Source organism: Georgenia sp. Z2081 (assembly GCF_055326445.1).
Genome location: NZ_JBUZNK010000008.1, coordinates 115590 through 135483, shown reverse-complemented (window position 1 = coordinate 135483; position 19894 = coordinate 115590). Strand labels below are relative to the sequence as shown.

General features: G+C 72.6%; 11 protein-coding genes. 4 read left to right on the top strand and 7 right to left on the bottom strand.

Annotated elements, in window-relative coordinates:
* Window positions 1–58 precede the first annotated feature (58 nt).
* Window positions 59–1171: a galactose-1-phosphate uridylyltransferase gene (gene galT / locus ACZLKG_RS12010; protein WP_463648862.1), complete on the top strand. Its 1113-nt coding sequence runs from the start codon at window positions 59–61 to the stop codon at window positions 1169–1171.
* Window positions 1164–2312 (top strand): galactokinase, encoded by a 1149-nt coding sequence (locus ACZLKG_RS12005; protein ID WP_463648861.1) that lies wholly within the window; start codon window positions 1164–1166, stop codon window positions 2310–2312. The genes galT and ACZLKG_RS12005 overlap by 8 nt, the downstream gene beginning before the upstream one ends.
* A 34-nt stretch (window positions 2313–2346) precedes the next feature.
* On the opposite strand, the gene ACZLKG_RS12000 is transcribed toward ACZLKG_RS12005, so the two are convergent.
* The 4 genes from ACZLKG_RS12000 to ACZLKG_RS11985 all read right to left on the bottom strand — a co-directional run bounded on the left by ACZLKG_RS12000 (window position 2347) and on the right by ACZLKG_RS11985 (window position 9054).
* Window positions 2347–2940: a hypothetical protein gene (locus tag ACZLKG_RS12000; protein WP_425709831.1), complete on the bottom strand. Its 594-nt coding sequence runs from the start codon at window positions 2938–2940 to the stop codon at window positions 2347–2349.
* Between the two features lie 122 nt (window positions 2941–3062).
* Window positions 3063–5840: a DEAD/DEAH box helicase gene (locus tag ACZLKG_RS11995; RefSeq protein WP_463648859.1), complete on the bottom strand. Its 2778-nt coding sequence runs from the start codon at window positions 5838–5840 to the stop codon at window positions 3063–3065.
* A gap of 157 nt (window positions 5841–5997) precedes the next feature.
* Complete coding sequence (locus ACZLKG_RS11990) at window positions 5998–7218, bottom strand: APC family permease (protein WP_463648884.1); 1221 nt, start codon at window positions 7216–7218, stop codon at window positions 5998–6000.
* Window positions 7219–7323: 105 nt separating this feature from the next.
* Complete coding sequence (locus ACZLKG_RS11985; protein WP_463648858.1) at window positions 7324–9054, bottom strand: heparan-alpha-glucosaminide N-acetyltransferase domain-containing protein; 1731 nt, start codon at window positions 9052–9054, stop codon at window positions 7324–7326.
* Window positions 9055–9385: 331 nt separating this feature from the next.
* Here ACZLKG_RS11985 and ACZLKG_RS11980 point away from each other — a divergent pair, with 331 nt between their 5' ends.
* Both ACZLKG_RS11980 and ACZLKG_RS11975 read left to right on the top strand, forming a co-directional pair.
* Window positions 9386–12973: a metallophosphoesterase gene (locus ACZLKG_RS11980; protein WP_463648857.1), complete on the top strand. Its 3588-nt coding sequence runs from the start codon at window positions 9386–9388 to the stop codon at window positions 12971–12973.
* Between the two features lie 377 nt (window positions 12974–13350).
* The gene (locus ACZLKG_RS11975) at window positions 13351–17070 is read left to right on the top strand and encodes a metallophosphoesterase family protein (protein ID WP_463648856.1); all 3720 of its coding nucleotides are present in this window, start codon (window positions 13351–13353) and stop codon (window positions 17068–17070) included.
* Between the two features lie 428 nt (window positions 17071–17498).
* Here the strand turns inward: ACZLKG_RS11975 and ACZLKG_RS11970 are convergent, their stop codons facing one another.
* Genes ACZLKG_RS11970 through ACZLKG_RS11960 form a run of 3 tightly spaced genes read right to left on the bottom strand, consistent with a single transcriptional unit; the run spans window position 17499 to window position 19855 of the window.
* Window positions 17499–18347 carry a fumarylacetoacetate hydrolase family protein gene (locus ACZLKG_RS11970; protein ID WP_463648883.1) on the bottom strand — a complete coding sequence of 283 codons (849 nt, stop codon included), beginning with the start codon at window positions 18345–18347 and terminating at the stop codon, window positions 17499–17501.
* A gap of 5 nt (window positions 18348–18352) precedes the next feature.
* Window positions 18353–18730 (bottom strand): RidA family protein, encoded by a 378-nt coding sequence (locus ACZLKG_RS11965; protein ID WP_463648855.1) that lies wholly within the window; start codon window positions 18728–18730, stop codon window positions 18353–18355.
* 12 nt (window positions 18731–18742) lie between these two features.
* Window positions 18743–19855: an alanine racemase gene (locus ACZLKG_RS11960; RefSeq protein WP_463648854.1), complete on the bottom strand. Its 1113-nt coding sequence runs from the start codon at window positions 19853–19855 to the stop codon at window positions 18743–18745.
* Window positions 19856–19894: the final 39 nt, after the last annotated feature.

The window sequence follows — 19894 nt, the reverse complement described above, 5'->3', positions numbered from 1 at the left end:
ACGCTCTCCGTCGGCGAAGCGGTAGCGTCGTCGCCCGACACCCCAGGTGAGGACGGGCATGACGACGATGACGCGGACGACGCTCGCGGACGGCCGCGAGCTGATCTACTTCGATGCGCACGGTGCACCCCGGCGGGAGCCCGGCCCGGACCGGCGGCCGCTCGACCCGCGCCCCGCCACGCCCCGGCTGCGACGAGACCCGCTCACCGGCGACTGGATCACCGTGGCGACGGCGCGGCAGGGCCGGGCGCACCTGCCGCCGCCCGAGTTCGACCCGCTCGCACCGCAGGCGCCCACCAACCCGAGCGAGATCCCGGACGACTACGAGGTGGCGGTGTTCGAGAACCGCTCGCCCTCCTTCGGGCCGGGACTCGGCGAGGCGGAGGAGACCCACGGGCTCGAACGGGCGAGGGACGCGTTCGGCAGGTGCGAGGTCGTGTGCTTCAGCCCCGACCGCACGGGTTCGTTCGCCACGCAGACGTCAGCCCGGGCCCGCACGATCATCGACGCCTGGGCGCAGCGCACCGAGGAGCTCGGCGCGATGGAGGGCGTCGAGCAGGTCTTCGTGTTCGAGAACAGGGGGGTCGAGATCGGCGTGACCCTGCACCATCCGCACGGTCAGATCTACGCCTACCCCTACGTCACACCGCGCACGCGGCTGCTGCTCGACCGGGTCCGGGAGCACGGCGGCGACCTCCAGGGCGACGTGCTCGAGCGCGAGCTGGCGGGACCGCGCCTGGTCGCGCAGACCGATCGGTGGGTGGCCTACGTGCCCTTCGCCGCCCGCTGGCCGATCGAGCTCCACGTCCAGCCCCGGCGCAAGGTCCCCGACCTCGCGGCGACCGACGACGTCGAGCGGGACGAGCTCGCCGGGCTCTCCCTGCGTCTGCTGCGAGCGGTCGACGCGCTCTACGAGACCCCGACGCCGTACATCGCCGCGTGGCACCAGGCGCCGGTCCGCGAGAGACGCGACGACGTCCGCCTGACCTGGCAGATCACCTCGCCCAGGCGCGCGGCGGACCGGCTCAAGTACCTCGCGGGCTCCGAGGCCGCGATGGGCGCCTGGGTGGGCGACGTCGTCCCGGAGGACGGCGCGGAGCGTCTCCGGGAGGCTCTGGCGCGGGTCGACGCCGACATGGCGGCCCAGCGCGGGGGTGGGTCGGATGCGTGAGGCGTTCGCCGCCGCGTTCGGGCGGGAGCCGCTGGGCGCCTGGTCCGCCCCCGGGCGCGTCAACCTCGTCGGCGAGCACACCGACTACAACGGTGGGGCCAGCCTGCCGTTCGCCATCGACCGCAGGGCCCGGATCGCCGTGGCCCCGCGCGAGGACCGGGTGGTGCGGGCCGGCACGACTTTCTCCCCGGGCGTCGTCACCCACGACGTCGACGCCCTCGCCGACGGCTCGGCACGCCCCACCGGGTGGGGCGCCTACGCGCTGGGGGTGGTGTGGGCGCTCGGCGAGGTGCGTGCGCTCGACGTCCTGCCCGGGTTCGACGCCTGGATCGACTCCGACGTCCCCGTCGGTGTCGGCGTCTCGTCCTCCGCTGCGATCGAGGCCGCCGTGTGTGTCGCGCTCGACGCGCTCTGGGGCCTGGGCCTCGACCGGCCGACAATGGTGCGCGTGTGCCAGCGGGCCGAGAACGTCGTGGCCGGTGCGCCGACCGGCACGCTCGACCAGTCCGCGGCGTTGCTCACCCGCGCCGGCGCCGGCATCCTGCTCGACTTCGGCCGGGGCACGGTGGCAGAGGTGCCCCTCGACCTCGTCGGGGCGGGACTCGAGGTCCTCGTCGTCGACTCGACGGTGCGGCACGACCATGCCACCGGCGGCTACCGGGAGCGCCGGGCCGAGTGCGAGCGGGCGGCGGCGCTCGCCGGCGTCGAGCACCTGGCGCAGGTCGCTCCCGGCGACGTGGCCGGTTGGGCGGGACGGATGCCCGACGCCGAGTACCGCCGGATGCGGCACGTCGTGACCGACACCGCCCGCTGCCACGAGGTCGCACGCCTCCTGGGGGAGGGGGCACCCCGGGCGGTCGGCCCGCTCCTCACCGAGGCGCACGCCTCCCTGCGGGACGATTTCGAGGTCTCGGTGCCCGCGATCGACGCCGCCGTCGACGCCGCGGTCGCCGCCGGCGCGCACGGTGCCAGGCTCACCGGGGGCGGCTTCGGCGGGGCGTCCATCGCGCTGGTGGACGCGTCCGAGGCCGAGCGCATCGCGTCCGAGGTCGACGAGGCGGTGGTGCGGGCGGGTTTCTCGCGTCCCGAGATCTTCCCCGTCGTGCCGAGCGGCGGCGCGCGCCGGGACGGCCTCGGCTGAACGATCGGTCGACCGCACGAGGCGGGCCGGCGGCTCAGTCGTCGAGCAGCCAGTGGTGGCGCATCCCCAGCGCGCGCTCGAGCGCGGCGAGGGCGCCGCCGATGGTCAGGAGCGTGTTCAGCCAGCCGGGGAGCGACACCGGCGAGGTGAAGTCGAACCATCCCGTCCAGACGCTCACCAGCTGGAGCAGCTGGGGGGCCTGCAGGATCAGCGCGATGACGAGGAGCGTCCACGACGCCGCCACAAGGAGCCGGCTCAGCCCGGGCTGCTGGCGCTCGAGGTCGGCCCGCCAGCGCTCCCCGGTGCCGGGTCGCGGCTCGAGCCGGATCTCGTTCCCCACGGCGTCGACGAGGTGCGCGCGCCTGATCCCGTACATGCTCCAGGCGACCTCGACGCGGTGCCGGGGCGGGATCTCGAAGGTGGACCGACCGCGCTGGATGCGGTCCTGCGTACCGTCGCGGTACAGACGAACCTTTTCGTCGAGGTCGAACAGGTCGACGTCGACGTCCCACGTGACGCCGAAGACCGTGATCCCGAGCTGGGAGCGCCAGAGCCACTGCCACCCGGTCACCCGACGCAGCGCGCTGCCGTCGCCCGGTTGCTCACCCTTCGGTCCGTTCCTCGCCATGGGCCCAGTCAAGCGGCGGGCGGGCGGGTGGTCGTCCGCCCTTCGACGGACCTTGCCCGTGGTCCGTCCGACCGACCCGACGACGAGCCGCACCCCCGTCGGGTGGGGCGTCGTGGCGGCACTCAGCCCGCGGCGGCCACCCGCACGACCGCCAGCACCACGCGCCCCGCCTCGTCGGACGCCGAGAGGTCGACCACCGCGGTGAGCGCCCAGTCCAGCTCCTCGTTCTCGTCGACGAGCCGCTGGACCACGAGCCACCAGCGTCGCTCGCCCGGCTCCGGCGCGACCTCGGCATCGACGCCGGCCAGCTCGAGGTCGGCGTCGTCGGGGTCGATCGTCACGGTGACCACCTGGCGGCTGGTCGCGTCCGGCCCGGTCGACAGCCACTCGTGCGCGTCGTAGAAGTCGTCGAGCACGTGCGTCCAGTCGTCCTCCGTGACCGGCGCCGACGGGGCGAGGCGAGCCCCGCCGTCGGGTGCGTGCCAGCCCGACCCCGACGCGAGGCGGGCGAGCGCGTCCGGGGCGTCGTTGGCCATCTGTCGCACGTAGGCGGTGGTCGCCCGGAGCGCCGCGGACCGGAAGGCGTGGGTGTTGCGGGTGAGCGCCACGTTCCCGTCGGCGTCGGCCCCGAGCCGAGGCTCCTCCAGGCCGCCCTCGGCGCGGGACGCCGCGCTCTCGTCACCGGGGTCGACGGTGCCGTCCGCGAGCGCGGACCACTCGTCGAGCAGGGAGGAGTCGACGGCGCGGACCATCGCCCCGAGCCAGTCGACGATCTCCGTGACGGCCTCGGTGCGGTGCGCGTCGGGGACGACCTGCCGCAGCGCCCGGTAGGCGTCGGTGAGGTAGCGCAGGACCACGCCCTCCGACCTGCCCAGGTCGTAGCGGGAGATGAGCTCGGAGAACGTCATCGCGCTCTCGACCATCTCGCGCACCACCGACTTCGGGGCGACCTCGAGGTCCGCGACCCACGGGTTGGACTGCCGGTAGGTGGCGAGAGCGGCGGTGAGCATCTCCTCGAGCGGCCTGGGCCAGGTGATCTCCTCGAGGGCCTCCATCCGCTGCTCGTACTCCATGCCCTCCGCCTTCATCGCGGCGACGGCCTCCCCGCGGGCGGCCCGCTCCTGCCCGTAGAGGACGGGGCGGGGGTTCTCCAGGGTCGCCTCGACCACGGAGACGACGTCGAGGGCGTGCAGCTCGTCCTCGACGTCGAGCAGGTCGATCGACGCCAGCGCGAACGGGGCGAGCGGCGCAGTGAGGGCGAAGTTCTTCGGCAGGTCGAGCGTGAGTCGCACGTACGGCTCACCGGGATGCGCGCGGCGCCACTGCGCGCCCAGGTGCTCGACGACTCCGGCGAGGCGCAGCGACCGGTAGATCTCGATCGCCCGGCGCACGTGCATGTTGCGGGGCGTGTCGGGCTCGTGGTTGTCCGTGAGCAGCCGGTACGCGGCGGCGACCGGGTCCCCGGGGCGGGCCAGCAGCGACAGGACCATCGTGTGGCTGACCTGGAGCTGGCTCGTCAGCCGCTCGGGAGTGGCCTCGACGAGCCGGTCGTGCGTCTTCTCGGTCCAGTTGACGAGTCCCGGCTCGGGCTTCTTTCGCACGATGCGCTTCTTCTTCGCCTCGTCGTCGCCCGCGCGCGCGAGCAGGCGCGCGTTCTCGATCTCGTGCTCCGGGGCCTGGGTGAGGACCTCGCCGGAGGTGTCGAACCCGGCACGGCCGGCCCGGCCGGCGATCTGGTGGAACTCGCGCGCGGAGAGGTGGCGCATGCGCTCGCCGTCGAACTTCGTCAGCGCCGTGAGCACCACCGTGCGGATGGGCACGTTGATCCCGACGCCGAGCGTGTCGGTCCCGCAGATGACCGGCAGCAGACCCCGCTGGGCGAGGCGCTCCACGAGGCGGCGGTACCGCGGAAGCATCCCCGCGTGGTGCACACCGATGCCCTTGCGCAGCAGGCCGGACAGGGTGGCGCCGAACCCGGTCCCGAAGCGGAAGTCCCCGATGGCGTCGGCGATCGCGTCGCGCTGCTCGCGCGAGGCGATCTTCACCGAGGTCAGCGCCTGGGCGCGGGTGACGGCGTCCTTCTGGGAGAAGTGGACGACGTAGGCGGGCGCCCGGTGCGTGGCGGTGAGCTCGACGAGCAGGTCCTGCAGCTGCTGGACGGACCACGTGAAGGTGAGCGGCACGGGGCGCACGGCGTCGTCGACGACCTCGACGTCCCGCCCCGTGCGGCGGGTGAGGTCCTCCGCGAGCCAGGTGACGTCGCCGAGCGTGGCGGACATCAGCAGGAACCGGGCGCGGGGCAGCTCGAGCAGGGGGATCTGCCAGGCCCCGCCGCGCTGGGGGTCCGCGTAGTAGTGGAACTCGTCCATGACGACGGTGGCCTCCGCCGTCGGACCGTCCGGCCCCTCGCGCAGCGCCGTGTTCGCGAGGATCTCCGCGGTGCAGCAGATGATCGGGGCGTCGGGGTTGATCGAGCTGTCGCCGGTGACCATGCCGACGTTGGTCGCGCCGAACAGGGCGACGAGCTCGAAGAACTTCTCCGACACCAGTGCCTTGATGGGGGCGGTGTAGACCCCGGGGCGGCCCTGGGCCAGCGCGTGCGTCAGCGCCCCGACGGCGACGAGCGACTTGCCCGAGCCCGTCGGCGTCGCGAGGACCACGTGCGCGTCGGTGGCGAGCGCGACGAGGGCCTCCTCCTGGTGCGGGTAGGGCTCCCGGCCGGTCGAGGAGACCCAGTGAAGGAAGCTCTCGAGGATCGAGTCGCCGTCGGGCGTGGCCCCGCCGGCCTCGTCCTCGAGGCGGTCGAGGAGGAGGTTGAGCGGCGGCCCGCCGGGGACCTCGTCCGACGCCGGGGCCTCCGGCGCGGGGGCGGTGGCGGGGGAGTCGGGCGAGGAGATCACCCGCCCAGGGTGTCACGGCGCTCCCACCCTCCGACGAGTGAGGGGATTCTTCGCCACGAGTGAGGGGAGTTCCGCTTCTCGACTGGGCCGACTTCCGCACGCCGGCTCCCCACCGCACTCTCGGTGGGCCCCACCTCACTCTCGACGAAACAGGGAGTCAGCTCCGTCGCGCGACGACCACCGCACGCCCGACCAGCCCGACGGCGAGTACCGCGAGCCCGGCCGCGAGCGAGGTCCACGGCAGCGTAACGACGAGGACGATGCAGCCGGTAAGCCCGAGCATCTGGAGCGCCCGCGGGTACCGGCGCGCGGCACCCCGCTGCGTGAGTGCCGCGATGTTGGCGACGGCGTAATAGACGAGCACCCCGGTCGAGGAGAAGCCGATCATCTCCCGCAGGTCGACGAGCAGGACCGCGACGGCGACGAGCCCGCCGACGACGATCTCCACCCGGTGCGGGACCTTGTGGACGGTATGGACGGCGTCGAGGGGTCCGGGCAGATCGCGGTGGCGCGCCATCGCGAGTGCGGTGCGCGAGACGCCCGCGAGTCCGGCCAGCAGGGCGCCGAGGCACGCGGCCGCCGCGGCCGCCCTGACGGCGGCGCCGGCCCAATCACCGAGCCCGGCTGCGCGGGTGGCGTCGACGAGCGGGGCGGTAGAGGCGGCCAGGTCGTCGGGCCCGAGCGTGGCGAGGAGGGTGAGGGCGACGATCGCGTAGAGCACGACGACGCCGAGCAGCGAGCCGACGATCGCGCGCGGGATCGTGCGGCGCGGGTCGACGACCTCCTCGCCGAGCGTCGCGACCCGCGCGTAGCCGGCGAGGGCGAAGAAGAGCAGGCCCGCGGACTGGAGGACCCCGTAGACGCCACCGGGCGAGTCCCAGGAACCGAGCGCGGCGCCGGGATCCGCCCGGCCGCCGAGCCACATGGCCGCGACGACGGTCGCGAGGATCGTGAGGACCAGGCCGGCGACCACCGCCGCCGCCCGGGCGGTACGGGTGATCCCGCGCAGGTTGACCGCGGTGAGGGCGAGGACCGCGAGGGCGGCAGCCGGACGGGACCACTCCGGCGGCACGGCGTACGCGGCGAACGTCGTCGCCATCGCGGCGGCGGAGGCGGTCTTGCCGATGACGAATCCCCAGCCCGCCGTGAAACCGGCCCACTCGCCGAGGCGCTCACGACCGTAGACGTACGCGCCGCCCGAGGTCGGGTAGGCGGCGGCGAGCTGCGCAGTCGACGTCGCGTTGCACAGCGCGACGAGGGTGGCGAGGGTCAGCCCGACGATCAGGAGCCCGCCGGCGGCCGTGGCGGCCGGTGCGAACGCGGCGAAGACCCCGGCACCGATCATCGAGCCGAGGCCGATGGCGACGGCCCCGGGCAGGCCGAGTCTGCGGTCGAGCGAGCCGTGGCCGGCAGGTCCGCCGGCTGCGTCGACGGGTGGCCGGCCTGACGGTGGCGGTCCTACGGGCGGGGTCACGCCTGGAGACTACGGACGCCGCGCCCCCGGCGCGCCGGGCGACCAGGCGTGTGCGGCGGACGACCCGCCTGGGTGACCTGCACCCGGGTGGGCGGACCCACCGAGGTGAGGTCCGGCGTCGGGGGAGTCTGTCCCGGGTGGTCCCGCGTCCGTCCGCGCGGCCCGGACCGAGAGCCCGTGCATGAGTCTCTCCAGCGGCCCGCGGCCCAGGGTGAGGTACCAGGCGAGGCAGCCGATCGCGAGACCGGCCGCGAGGATCGCGAGCGCCCGGTTGCTCTCGCTGTAGGTCGCGAACGTGTCCGGCCACCAGTCGATCGCCACGACGTGCGCGGAGTAGGCCGTCAGCGACATCGTTCCGATCGCCCGGATCGGCAGGAGCGCGACGTGGGCGACTCGGGGCAGCAGCAGGCACGCGGCGAGGATCGCCAGCGCCACCCCGCCGGAGCCGAGCATCTCGACCAGGGAGGCGCTGTGCGCGTCGGCACTGGCGTGGTCGTTGACGGACGGCCAGACGAGATCCGTCTTGAAGCTGAGCCCGGGGATGCCCGGGACGTGCCACGGGTCGTCTCCGACCGATCCCTCGGGCATGCCGGTGGAGCCGATCTCGGTGTCGATGACGGCGGGCGGGTTCGCGCCCGTCCAGCCGAACTGGACGGACGACTGCTCGCCCGGGTAGGGGTCGTCGGCGGTCTCGCCCGCGAACGAGACGGAGTCCGAGGCCGCATCGCGCAGGAGTGCGCCGCCCCCGTAGCCGACGCCCGCCGAGACGAGACCTGCGCCGAGCAGGATGAGCAGGACCTTCCAGCTGCGCAGGTCGAGCCGTGCGACGCCCATGCCGACCAGCACGAGGCCGTACCAGACCAGCCCCGGGTAGAGGCCGAACATGGCGTCGAGGACGGCGCCGTTGGCGCCCCACGAGTCGGTCACCATCCCCGCGCCCTCGAGCACGGTGAACAGGTAGGGCATGCCGACGGCGGAGACCACCAGCCAGACGCCGCCCGTGACGAGGAGCCGTCGTGCCCGCCACCGGTGGAACGGCAGGGAGAACATGAACCAGACGGCGTAGAAGCCGAGGATGAGCGCGACGAACGTGTCGAGCATCGCCAGCGCGGCGGCGATGGCGAGCAGGAGCACGGCACGGACGAGGACCCGGGTGCGCGACTGCAGCGCCCTGACGCCCGTGTGGGGCGTGCGGCCACCGGTGAGTATGCCGAGCGAGACGCCCGCCAGGAGGCAGAAGAGGATCGAGCTGCGACCGTGCGCGAACCCCAGCCAGCCGGACAGGGTCGACAGGTCGTCGGTCGTGTACCCGACGTGCGCCGTGACCATGCCGAGCACCGCGAGGCCGCGCGCGAGGTCGAGCCCGACGAGGCGGGCGGTGCCGCGCGGGGCGGCAGGCCCGTTCGCCCGGGTGCCGTCGTCGGCGGTGGTCCCGGGCGGGGAGCCGGTGCCCGGCGGGGCGTCGGTCCGGTGCGCGCCGCGCCAGGACGGGAGGGTGCCACCCCGTGCCGGCAGCCCGTTCGAGGAGGCTGGACCCGGGTGTGACGGCGCGGGACCCGGGTGTGACGGCGCAGGCCGGTCGGTCGGGGGTGCCCACGGGCTCCCGGCGTACGGGTCGGTCGTCGGTCCGCCCGCGGGGGCCGGCGAGCTCGCGCCCGGGTAGGGCCAGCCGGACGCAGCCGCGGGGGGAACACCCGCGGGCGAGGTGGCGGACGTGTGTGCCGCAGGCGTCTGGCTCATCCTGCGAATCCTGCCGCTCGAGGGCCCCGCGCACGACCTCTGGGGGTGCCTCGCGCGGGGGAGCGCTCCCCATGTGCTCCCCCTCACGGGCGGGTGAGCGGACGTCGGCCCGGCGAGCGAGCGCGTTTCGGCGTCGCGGGCGAGCACGGGTCACGCCCGGCGGGTGAGCACCACCGGGTCCTCGCGACCCGCCCCACATATTCGCGTTCTTCGTGTTCTCCCAGGTCAGTTCATCTCCACGTCACTCGTACGACGTCGGCGAGACGCAGTCGAGGTGCACCGTGCTGGGGCCGGACGGTGACGCCCGGCTCACCCCTCAAGGAGATGCTGTATGAATCACGTCAGATCGCGCCGCATCGCGGCGGCCGCGCTCGGCACCGCGCTCGTCGGTGTCGCGCTGCCCGCCGCGGCCGTACCCGGCCCCGCCGTGCTCGAGCCCGACGAGCCGGCACTGGTGGAGGGCGAGGTCGACGGACCCGTGCTCCCTGCCGAGTGGGAGGCCGCGACGGCCACCCCCGAGCAGGAGGCGTCCGGCGCCCCCACGCTCACCCCCGCCGACGGCACACGGATCTCCGGCACGCAGACGCTGGTGGCCTCCCGGACCTCCGCGGACGACCCGGTCGAGGAGATCGCCGTCGACGGCGAGAGCGTTCCCGCCGCCCCGACCCTCGGGGGCGAGGACGACGCCCTGTTCCAGGTCGACATCGCCTCGAACTCCATGGACCGCAGCTACGGCAACTACCTGGTCGTCAACGGCACGCGCATCACCATCCTCGAGACGTGGGTCGACGCGACGACGCAGATCCCGGTCCCCTACGAGCTGCTCGTGCACGGCGAGAACACGATCACGCTGGGCACCGGCACGCGCGCCAGCAGCTGCGGCATCAACCACGACGACTTCGACGCCGACGACTTCCGCCTCACCCTGGCGGACGGCACCGAGGTCCGGGACGACGCGAACCCCGACAGCATCATCCTCGGCGACGGCAACTGCGGGTCGAACACGACCCGTGCCCGCTCCGTCGACCTCACGTTCACCATCGACGCCGAGGAGGGCGCCGAGTCCGGCCTCCTGCACGCCCTCGACACCACGGCGCTCGAGGACGGGGAGCACGAGGTCACCGCGACCAGCGCGACCGGCGCGGACACCACGCACACCTACACGGTGGACAACACCGGACCGGCCCTGGTCTCCTCGACGCCCGAAGCGGGCTCGACCCTCGTCGGGGACGCCGTGATCGCGGCCGAGGTCGCCGACGACGCCGGCGTGCGGGGCGAGACGACCCTCACCCTGGACGGCGAGCCCGTCCGGGTCGGGCAGACCCTCTCCTCGGACAGCCTCGCGGCCGGTGAGCACGAGCTCGTCGTCGAGGCGACGGACGAGCTCGGCAATGCCTCCCGCCACGTCGTCCCGTTCACGTCGGCGCCCAACGCTCCTTCCGTCGGGGCGATGAGCCCCGAGAGCGGCACCGCGGACGTGGGCGACGCCGTCGAGCTGTCCGTCGACGTCGTGGACCCCAACGGCGCCGACGTCGAGACGACGTTCTACGCCGCCGAGCCCACCGCCCCGACCGCCGCCGCCCAGGGAACGGTCCGGGAGCTGCCGCTCAGCCAGCTCGACCTCACGGGCCAGGAGGAGGCGCCGGTCGATGCGCTCCTGCCCGGCGACGGAGAGGTGCTCCGCAGCCCGGCCGGCGCGGACGTGACGTTCCAGCGCTTCGACGTGCCGGTCGAGGCCTCCGAGGACGACGAGATGGTCGTGTCCTGGTCCGGCGAGGTCGACCCGGCCCGCGGTGCTCGCCTGCACGTCTGGGACACGGCCGAGCAGGGCTGGCAGCAGGTTGACGACGTCCGCGGCGCCGACGAGGGTGAGACGCACCTGAGCGGTGCCGCGCAGGCCGCGCACGTCGACGACGGCGAGGTGCACGTGCTCGTCGAGGGCTACGACCCGTTCGCCGACGACCTCTCGGACGCGCCCGACGACGCGTTCCGCGACCCGGAGACCTACGACTTCTCCCTCGCGCACCTCACGGACACGCAGTACTACGCCGAGGGCGCCTCGGAGCGGGAGACCGAGGAGGAGCGTGCGCTGTTCGCCGACTCCTACCGTGGCATCGCCCAGTGGATCGCGGACAACGCCGACGAGCACAACATCGCCTATGCGTTCCACACGGGCGACATCACGGAGAACAACATCCTCCTGACTGACGACGAGGCCTGGAACGCCCAGGTGCGTGCGGAGTTCGAGTTCGCCGACGAGATGCAGGCGATCATCGACGACGCGGGCGTGCCGAACGGCGTGCTGCCCGGCAACCACGACAACGTGTACGGGGCGAACCACGACCTGTTCAACGAGTTCTTCGGGCCGGAGCGGTACGAGGCCCTGTCCGAGAGCTGGGAGAACGCCGAGTACGGCGGGCCGTGGCGCGAGGGCGACAACTCCGCGCACTACGACCTGTTCACCGAGGGCGGCCTGGACTTCATCGCCGTGCACCTGCCCTACTTCGCCACCGAGTCCCAGCTCACCTGGGCGCGTGAGCTCCTCGCCGAGCACCCGGACCGCAACGGGATCCTGGCCTCGCACGAGTACCTGAACGCCTCGTCGGCACCCGACGGCCGTGGTGGCGCCTACGGCGGTACCGACGGTCAGCGGATCTACGACGCGGTGGTCTCGCAGAGCCCGAACGTGTTCCTCACCCTCGCCGGGCACATCCACGGCGTGGCGACCAACGTGCGCACCGACGTCGCCGAGCCGGGCCACAACGTGGTCGAGATGCTCGCCGACTACCAGGCGTTCGAGGTCGACGGCGAGCGCACCACCGGCTTCTTCCGCCTGCTGCAGTTCGACGTCGACCGGTCCGAGATGACGGTGGACACCTACTCGCCCCGCCTCGACGAGCACGGCGCGAACGAGTACGACACGGGCGAGCGGTACGACGCGACGGCGGACGAGTTCACCGTCCCGGTCGACCTCAGCTCGCGCACCACCTCGATTGCGACGGACGCCGTCTCGGTGGCGGTCCTGAGCGACGAGGCGATCGCCACGGACACCGTCGAGGGCGAGGGCACCGCGACCGCCGAATGGACGGGCCTGGCGCCCGGCACGACGCACGGCTGGTACGCGGTGGCGGAGAACGCGACCGGTGGTCGCGCGGTCTCGCCCCTGGCGACCTTCACCACCGCGGGCGAGCCGGGTGAGGAGCCGGAGAACCCGGAGGAGCCGGGACCGACGCCGCCGGCGGCGGGCGTGGGCTTCCACCTCAACGACGGGTGGGACGCAGCGGCCGAGCACGAGTTCTCCTACGGCCGCACCGGTGACGAGGTGCTCGTGGGGGACTGGGACGGCGACGGCAGTGACACGCTCGCGGTGCGCCGCGGGAACGCCTACTTCCTGACGAACTCCCTGTACGGCGGGAACGCGGACGTCGAGCTGGCCTACGGCCGTGCCGGGGATGTCGTGCTGGTCGGTGACTGGGACGGCGACGGCGTGGACACCTTCGCCGTGCGCCGTGGCAACAGCTACTTCGTGTCCAACAGCCTTCAGAGCGGCTGGGCGGACGCCGAGCTGGACTACGGCCGGGCCGACGACGCAGTTCTCGTGGGTGACTACGACGGCGACGGCGTGGACACCTTCACGGTGCGGCGTGGGAACACGTACTTCATCGCCAACTCGCTGACCGGTGGTGACGCCGATGCCGAGCTGGACTACGGCCGGGCCACGGACGAGGTGTACGTGGGTGACTGGGACGGCGACGCGACGGACACGTTCGCGGTCCGTCGGGGGATCACGTTCTTCGTCTCGAATTCGCTGACCTCGACGACGGCGGAGATCGAGCAGGACTACGGCCGCACCGGCGACGAGGTCTTCGTCGGCGACTGGGACGGCAACGGCACCGACACCCTCGGCGTCCGCCGCTGACCACCTCTCACGAGTGAGGGGAGTTTTCCGCGGGTGAGCGGACGTCCTCCCCGCAAGTGAGCGACGTCCGTCGACAGCAGTGAGCGCCGCCCGGACCACGGTCCGGGCGGCGCTCACCCGTTCGTCATCGGGCGGAGCGGACCGAACCCCGCTCACTCGCCATCGGGAGCGACGAGCCGGGCATCGACCGTGTGGGCCTGGCCCCTCAAGAAGGCCTGCGGTACCATGCGCACTCGCCTGATCTCTGTCGATATCGGTGCACCGGCAGGTCAGTTCACGAGTTCTACACCGGGCGGTCGGCACGGGTTGTCCATCGGCGGGCAGCCTGGTTGTACCGGTCGCTAACCACGGTTTCGCCTCCGAAGGAGTTCCGACCGATGGCTACTCGCAGACCGCGTCGCCTCACGGCGATCGCCCTCGCCTCACTGATGGTGGGTGCCGCGCTTCCTGCGGCGGCTGGCCCGGGCGCCGCTCTCCCCGCGGCGGCGGCCCCGGGCGCCGTACGGTTCGAACCCGCCGAACCCGCCGACGACCAGGGCGGGTCGGCCGGTCCCGTCCTCCCGCTCGAGCACGAACCGGCGACGGCCGGCCCGGAGCAGGAGGCGGCCGGGGCGCCGACGCTCACGCCCGCCGACGGCACCCGGCTCTCCGGGCGGCAGACCCTCGTCGCGAGCCCGACGTCGGGGACTGACCCGCTCGAGTCCATGTCGATCGACGGTGAGGACGTCCGGGCCCGCACGACGCTCGGCGGAGGCGAGGACGCGCTCTTCCAGGTCGACGTCGGCAGCAGCTCGATGTCGCTCGGCTCCGCCAGCTACTTCGTCGTCAACGGCACCCGGCTGACGAACGTCGAGACCGACGCGGGCGAGCCCACCCGCGTGGAGGTCCCGTACGAGCTCCTCGTCCTGGGCGAGAACCACATCACGATCGGCGCCGTCCCACGCCCGGGCGCGTGCGGCATCGACGTCGATGACCTCGTCCTCGACGACTTCCGGCTCGTCCTCGCCGACGGGACGGAGATCCGGGACGCCGCCAACCCGGACGACGTCACGCTCGACGTCGGCAGCTGCATGTCGACCACCGCTCGGAGTGCCACCCAGGACCTGACCTTCACCATCGGGGGCGAGGCGACGCCCGGCTCCGGCCTGCTGCACATGTTCGACACGAGCGGCGTGGGCGACGGCAACTACGCGGTCACCGCCACGACGGCTTCGGGTGCCATGACCACCCAGAGGCTGATCGTCGACAACACGGGACCTGCGCTCGTCTCCTCGACTCCCGCAGCCGGCGACGTCGTCGTCGGCGAGTTCACGATCGGTGCGGAAGTGGCTGACGACGCCGGTGTGCGTGGACTCGTCGAGGTCTTCCTCGACGGCGACCCCGTGCAGCTTGGCCAGACGATCAGCACCGACGACCTCTCGGCGGGCGAGCACGAGCTCGTCGTCGAGTCCGGCGACCAGCTCGGCAACGCTTCGCGTCACGTGGTGCCCTTCACCACCGCGCCGGGCTCGCCGACGATCGGGGCGATGAACCCGCACAGCGGTGCGGTCGTCGACGGTCCGAGCGCCGACCTGTCGGTGGAGGTCACGGACCCGAACGACTCCGACGTCGCCACCACCTTCTACGCCGCCGACCCCACGTATCCGGACGCCGCATGGCAGGGCGTGGCCGACGAGCTGCCGTTGGACCAGCTCGACCTCACCGGTCAGGAGGAGGCAGCGACCGACGCACTGCGCCCCGGGGACGACGAGGTGCTGCGCAGCCCGGCCGCCCAGGGCGTGACCTATCAGCGCTTCGACGTGCCCGTCGAGGCCACCGACGATGACGACCTGCTCGTCTCCTGGTCCGGTCAGGTCGACCCGGCCCGCGGTGTGCGTCTCCATGCATGGAACGTCGAGGACCACGAATGGGAGGAGCTCGCCGACGTGCGCGGCCAGGTCGACGGGGACACCCACGTGTCCGGCTCCGCCACCTCGGACCACGACGACGCCGGCGAGGTCCACCTCCTCGTCGAGGGCTACGACCCCTTCGACGACGACAGCGACGATGCCCCCGACGGCGAGTTCCGCGACCCGTCGACCTACGACTTCTCGCTCGCCCACGTCTCGGACACCCAGTTCTACTCCGAGGGCGCGGTCGGTGCCTCCGGCGGCGAACCGGGCACCGTGCCCGAGGACGAGCGCGAGCTGTTCGCCGACTCCTACCGTGGCATCGTCGACTGGCTCGTGGAGAACGAGGACGAGCACCGCCTCGCCTACGCGTTCCATACCGGCGACCTCGTGCAGAACCACACCGTCGCCACCGACGACGAGGAGTGGATGGGGCTCATCCACGACGAGTACCGGTTCGCGAGCGAGATGCAGTCGATCCTCGACGACGCCGGAATCCCGAACGGCACCCTCCCGGGCAACCGCGACAGTATCTACGGCGCGAACAACGATGTGTTCAACGAGTACTTCGGTCCGGAACGGTACGAGGCGCTGTCCGATGGCTGGGAGAACGCGGAGTACGGCGGACCCTGGCGGCCCGGCGACAACTCCGCCCACTACGACCTGTTCACGGCCGGGGGCCTGGACTTCATCGCGGTCCACCTCCCGTACCTGACCTCGAACGCCCAGCTGACCTGGGCGCGAGAGATCCTCGCCGAGCACCCCGACCGCAACGGCATCATCGCGACGCACATCTACATCCGCTCGTCGTCGTCACGCGACGGGCGCGGCGCGGCCTTCGGCACTCCCGACGGTCAGCGGATCTACGACGAGGTCGTCTCGCAGAGCCCGAACGTCTTCCTCACGCTGAACGGCCACATCGGCGGGGTCGGCACGAACGTTCGGACGGACGTGGCCGAGCCCGGGCACCACGTGGTCGAGCTGTTGGCGAACTACCAGAACTACGAGGTCGACGACCTGCGCGCCACTGGGTTCTTCCGGCTGCTGCAGTTCGACGTCGACCGGTCCGAGATGACGGTCGACACCTACTCGCCGCGCATCGATAACCACGGCGCGACCGAGTTCGACACCCACAACCGCTACAACGCGACGGCGGACGAGATGACGCTCCCCGTCAACCTCACCTCTCGGACGACTTCGATCGCGACGGACGCCGTCTCGGTGGCCGTGCTGTCGGACGAGACCATCGGTGCCGACGAGGTCGCCTCGGGCGAGACGGCGTCGGTCGAGTGGACCGGTCTGGCGCCCGGGACCACGTACGGCTGGTACGTGGTGGCGGAGAACGAGAACGAGAACGAGAACGAGGACTCGGCCGTGTCGCCGGTGGCGACGTTCACGACGACGGGTGACGCCGGTGAGCCGGGGGAACCGGGGGAACCGGGGGAACCGGGGGAGCCCGGGGAGCCGGGTGAGCCGGGTGAGCCGGGTGAGCCGGGGGAGCCGGGGCCGGGTGAGTCGGTGGTGCCGGCGCCGGGGATCGGGTTCTTCCTGAACAACGGTTGGGATGGCGTTGCGGACGTGGTGTTCGAGTTCGGCCGCGTCAGCGATGAGGTGTTCGTGGGGGACTGGGACGGGGACGGGACCGACACCCTGGCGCTGCGCCGGGGGAATGCGATCCACGTGACCAACGACCCCGCCGCGGCGACCGCGGAGCCGGCGTTCACGTACGGGCGTGCGGGTGATGTGCTGCTGGCGGGGGACTTCGACGGCGACGGCACGGACAGCTTCGCCGTGCGGCGGGGGAACGAGTACCTCGTGCTCAACACCCTGGTGTCCGGCGACGCGGACGTCGAGGTGGCCTACGGGCGCGCCGCCGACGAGGTCTACGTGGGTGACTGGGACGGGGACGGCCTGGACACCTTCACCGTGCGGCGGGGCAATGAGTTCTTCGTGGCCAACGAGGTGCGGGACGGGTGGGCCGACCAGGTCATCTCCTACGGTCGTGCGGGTGACACGGTGCTGGTCGGTGACTGGGACGGGGACTCGGTGGACTCGTTCGCGGTGCGTCGGGGGAACGCGTACTTCGTGAAGAACCAGATCGCCGGCGGGAACGCGGACATCGAGCTGACCTATGGCCGCGCCGGCGACCAGGTCCTCGTGGGCGACTGGGACGGCAACGGCACCGACACCCTCGGAGTCCGCCGCTGACCACCTCTCACGAGTGAGGGGAGTTTTCCACGAGTGAGCGGACGTCCGCTCCACCGATGAGCGCCGCCCGGACCGTGGTCGGGGCGGCGCTCATGTATCGGGCGGGCCCCGCACCCATCAGGATGCGGGGCCCGCCCCTCGTCGTCGTGCCCGGCGCCGGCGCCGTGTGGTCGCCGAGGCAGTGGGATAACCACCGAGGCAGTTCCCCGGGGGGACTGCCTCGATGGTTACCCGATTGACTGGGCGACGGCGAGACCGCGCGACACCGCGACCCGCTCCCGAACGAGCAGAAGTCCGCTCACTCGCCACTCGCCACCCGGAACGCACCGCGCTCACTCGTCAGGTGGAGCGGACCGAACCCCGCTCACTCGTCAGGTGGAGCGGACCGAACCCCGCTCATTCGTCATCCGGAGCGGACAGAAGTCCGCTCAGTCGTCGGAGACGAGGCGGGAACGCTGCTGGCCTAGGCCGGACACCCCCATCTCCATGACGTCCCCGGCCGCGAGGTAGGGGAAGCGACCCGACAGCGCGACGCCCTGCGGCGTTCCGGTGCTGATGAGGTCGCCGGGCTCGAGCCGGACGTACTGCGACAGCTCCTGGACGATGGTGGGCACGTCGAAGATGAGGTCGGCCGTGGTCGAGTCCTGCCGCGCCTGCCCGTTCACCGTCGACCAGATCCGCAGGTCCCCCGGGTCCACCTCGTCGGCGGGGACGAGCACGGGCCCGACGGGGCAGAACGTCGGCGCGGTCTTGCCCTTGGACCACTGTCCCAGCGAGGTGACGAGCTGGTGCTCCCGCTCCGAGACGTCGTTGCACACGACGTACCCGGCGATCGCGGCCTCGGCCTCCTCGCGCGAGGTGAGCCGACTCGCGGCGCTCCCGATCACCACGCCGAGCTCGACCTCCCAGTCGACCTTCTCGGCGCCCGGGGGGATGACGACGTCGTCGAAGGGCCCGACGACGGTGTTGGGGTGCTTGAGGAAGACGATGAGCTCGCTGGGCGGCTCGGACCCGGACTCCGCGGCGTGCGCCGCGTAGTTCTGGCCGATGCAGAGCACCGCGGTGGGACGGGCGATCGGCGCACCGACGCGTTCGCCCTCGACGTCCACCTGGGGCAGCTCCCCGGCGGCGAGCGCGCGGGCGACGCGGCCGATCCCGTCGTCCGCGAGGAAGGCGCCGTCGATGTCTGTCGTGAGGCCGTCCAGCGCGTAGGTGGTGCCGTCCTGCCGGACGACGGGCCGTTCGCTGCCGGCCGCGCCGATGCGCATGAGCTCCATGCGCGTCACGCGCCCGGAGACAGGGCGACGACCGCATCGATCTCGACCAGGAAGCCGCTGAGGTCGGCCTGGATCGACGTGCGCGCCGGGTAGGGCGTGCCGAGGAGCTCTTTCGAGACCTCGTTGAACTCGGGCCAGTCGGCCATGTCGTTGAGGTAGACGCCGATGCGGACCGCGTTCGTCATCGACGTGCCCGCCGCATTGGCTACAGCCTCGAGGTTGGCGAACGTCTGCCGGACCTGGTCCGCGAACGTCTCACCGACCAGGTTGCTGTCGGCGTCGAACGGGCCCTGCCCCGCGAGGAACAGGAAGCCGCCGCTGACGATGCCGGACGAGTAGGGACCGGCGGGTGCCGGTGCGGTGGGTGCTGAGATCTGCTGCAACGTGGTTCCTTCCTAGTGGCGGCCCAGGACGGGCCAGACGTCGACGACGATGCCGCCGTCGACGGCGAGGACGTGGTGGTGCATGTTCGTGAGCCCGCAGGCGTGGTTCGGGCGGATCCGGACGAGGTCACCAACCCTCAGTGGCGATGCGCCGCGGAGCACCCCGTGCTCCTCGTAGCCGGTCGCCAGCACACCCCCCGAGTCGGAGACGACGGTGCCGATCCTCCCGTCGCCGTGCAGGGAACCGTCCGAGCTCATGGCCTTGATCCCGGCGTCGACGACGACCGGCTCGTCGCGCTGCGTGCTGATCACGCGGCTGAGCACGGTCGAGGCGGTGTCGGCCGGGTCGACCGTGCCGATGGCGACCTGGTTCTCGTCGCCGTAGACGTAGGTGCCCGGGCGGGCCTCGGTCACGCCCGCCGCGCTCGGGGCGGAGCGCGCGCCGGCGGTCGAGCCGACCGAGACGCTTTCGGGCGCGAGCCCGTCCGCCCGCAGACGCTCGGCGACCTCCGCGAGCAGCCGACCCGCCGCCGTGCCGACCTCCATGCGGCGCTCGGGGTCGGCGCCGAGGCCCTGGACGTGCCCCTCGTGCGTGAAGACCCCCTCGAGCACGAGCCCTGGCAGGGCCGCGAGGCGCCGGGCGACCGGCAGCGCGTCCTCGGGGGCGACCCCCGTGCGCCCCAGCCCGGTGTCGACCTCGAGGCGGACCTCGACGTCGATCCCCTCGGCGGCGGAGGCCTCGGCGAGCGGCCGGGCCGACTCGAGCGAGTCGACCCCGACGATCAGCCGCGTGCGCCGGGCGGCGCGCAGCGCCGTCCCGACGCGGTGGGGACCCACGGGCGGGTACGCCCAGAAGACGTCCCCGATCCCGGCGTCGACGAGCGCCTCGACCTCCGCTGCCGTCGCCGCCGTCAGCCCGACCGCCCCCGCCTCGAGCTGCATGCGCGCGACCTCGGCGCACTTGCTCGTCTTCCAGTGCGGGCGCAGAGCGACGCCGAAGTCGCGCGCGACCTGCGCCATCTGCGCGATGTTGCGACGCACCGTGGGCACGTCGATCAGCACCGCGGGGGTCGGCAGCTCGTCGATCGGGCGCCCGACGAGGTCGGGCAAGGCGGTCGTGGTCACAGACACTCCAGGGCTGGTGGTCGTGGTCGTGGTCGCGGT

Bases quoted from the DNA above. Each gene is read 5' to 3' on its own strand.
- ACZLKG_RS12000 (WP_425709831.1), bottom strand. From the start codon at position 2,940: ATGGCGAGGAACGGACCGAAGGGTGAGCAACCGGGCGACGGCAGCGCG.
- galT (WP_463648862.1), top strand. From the start codon at position 59: ATGACGACGATGACGCGGACGACGCTCGCGGACGGCCGCGAGCTGATC.
- ACZLKG_RS11980 (WP_463648857.1), top strand. From the start codon at position 9,386: ATGAATCACGTCAGATCGCGCCGCATCGCGGCGGCCGCGCTCGGCACC.
- ACZLKG_RS11985 (WP_463648858.1), bottom strand. From the start codon at position 9,054: ATGAGCCAGACGCCTGCGGCACACACGTCCGCCACCTCGCCCGCGGGT.
- ACZLKG_RS12005 (WP_463648861.1), top strand. From the start codon at position 1,164: ATGCGTGAGGCGTTCGCCGCCGCGTTCGGGCGGGAGCCGCTGGGCGCC.
- ACZLKG_RS11975 (WP_463648856.1), top strand. From the start codon at position 13,351: ATGGCTACTCGCAGACCGCGTCGCCTCACGGCGATCGCCCTCGCCTCA.
- ACZLKG_RS11970 (WP_463648883.1), bottom strand. From the start codon at position 18,347: ATGGAGCTCATGCGCATCGGCGCGGCCGGCAGCGAACGGCCCGTCGTC.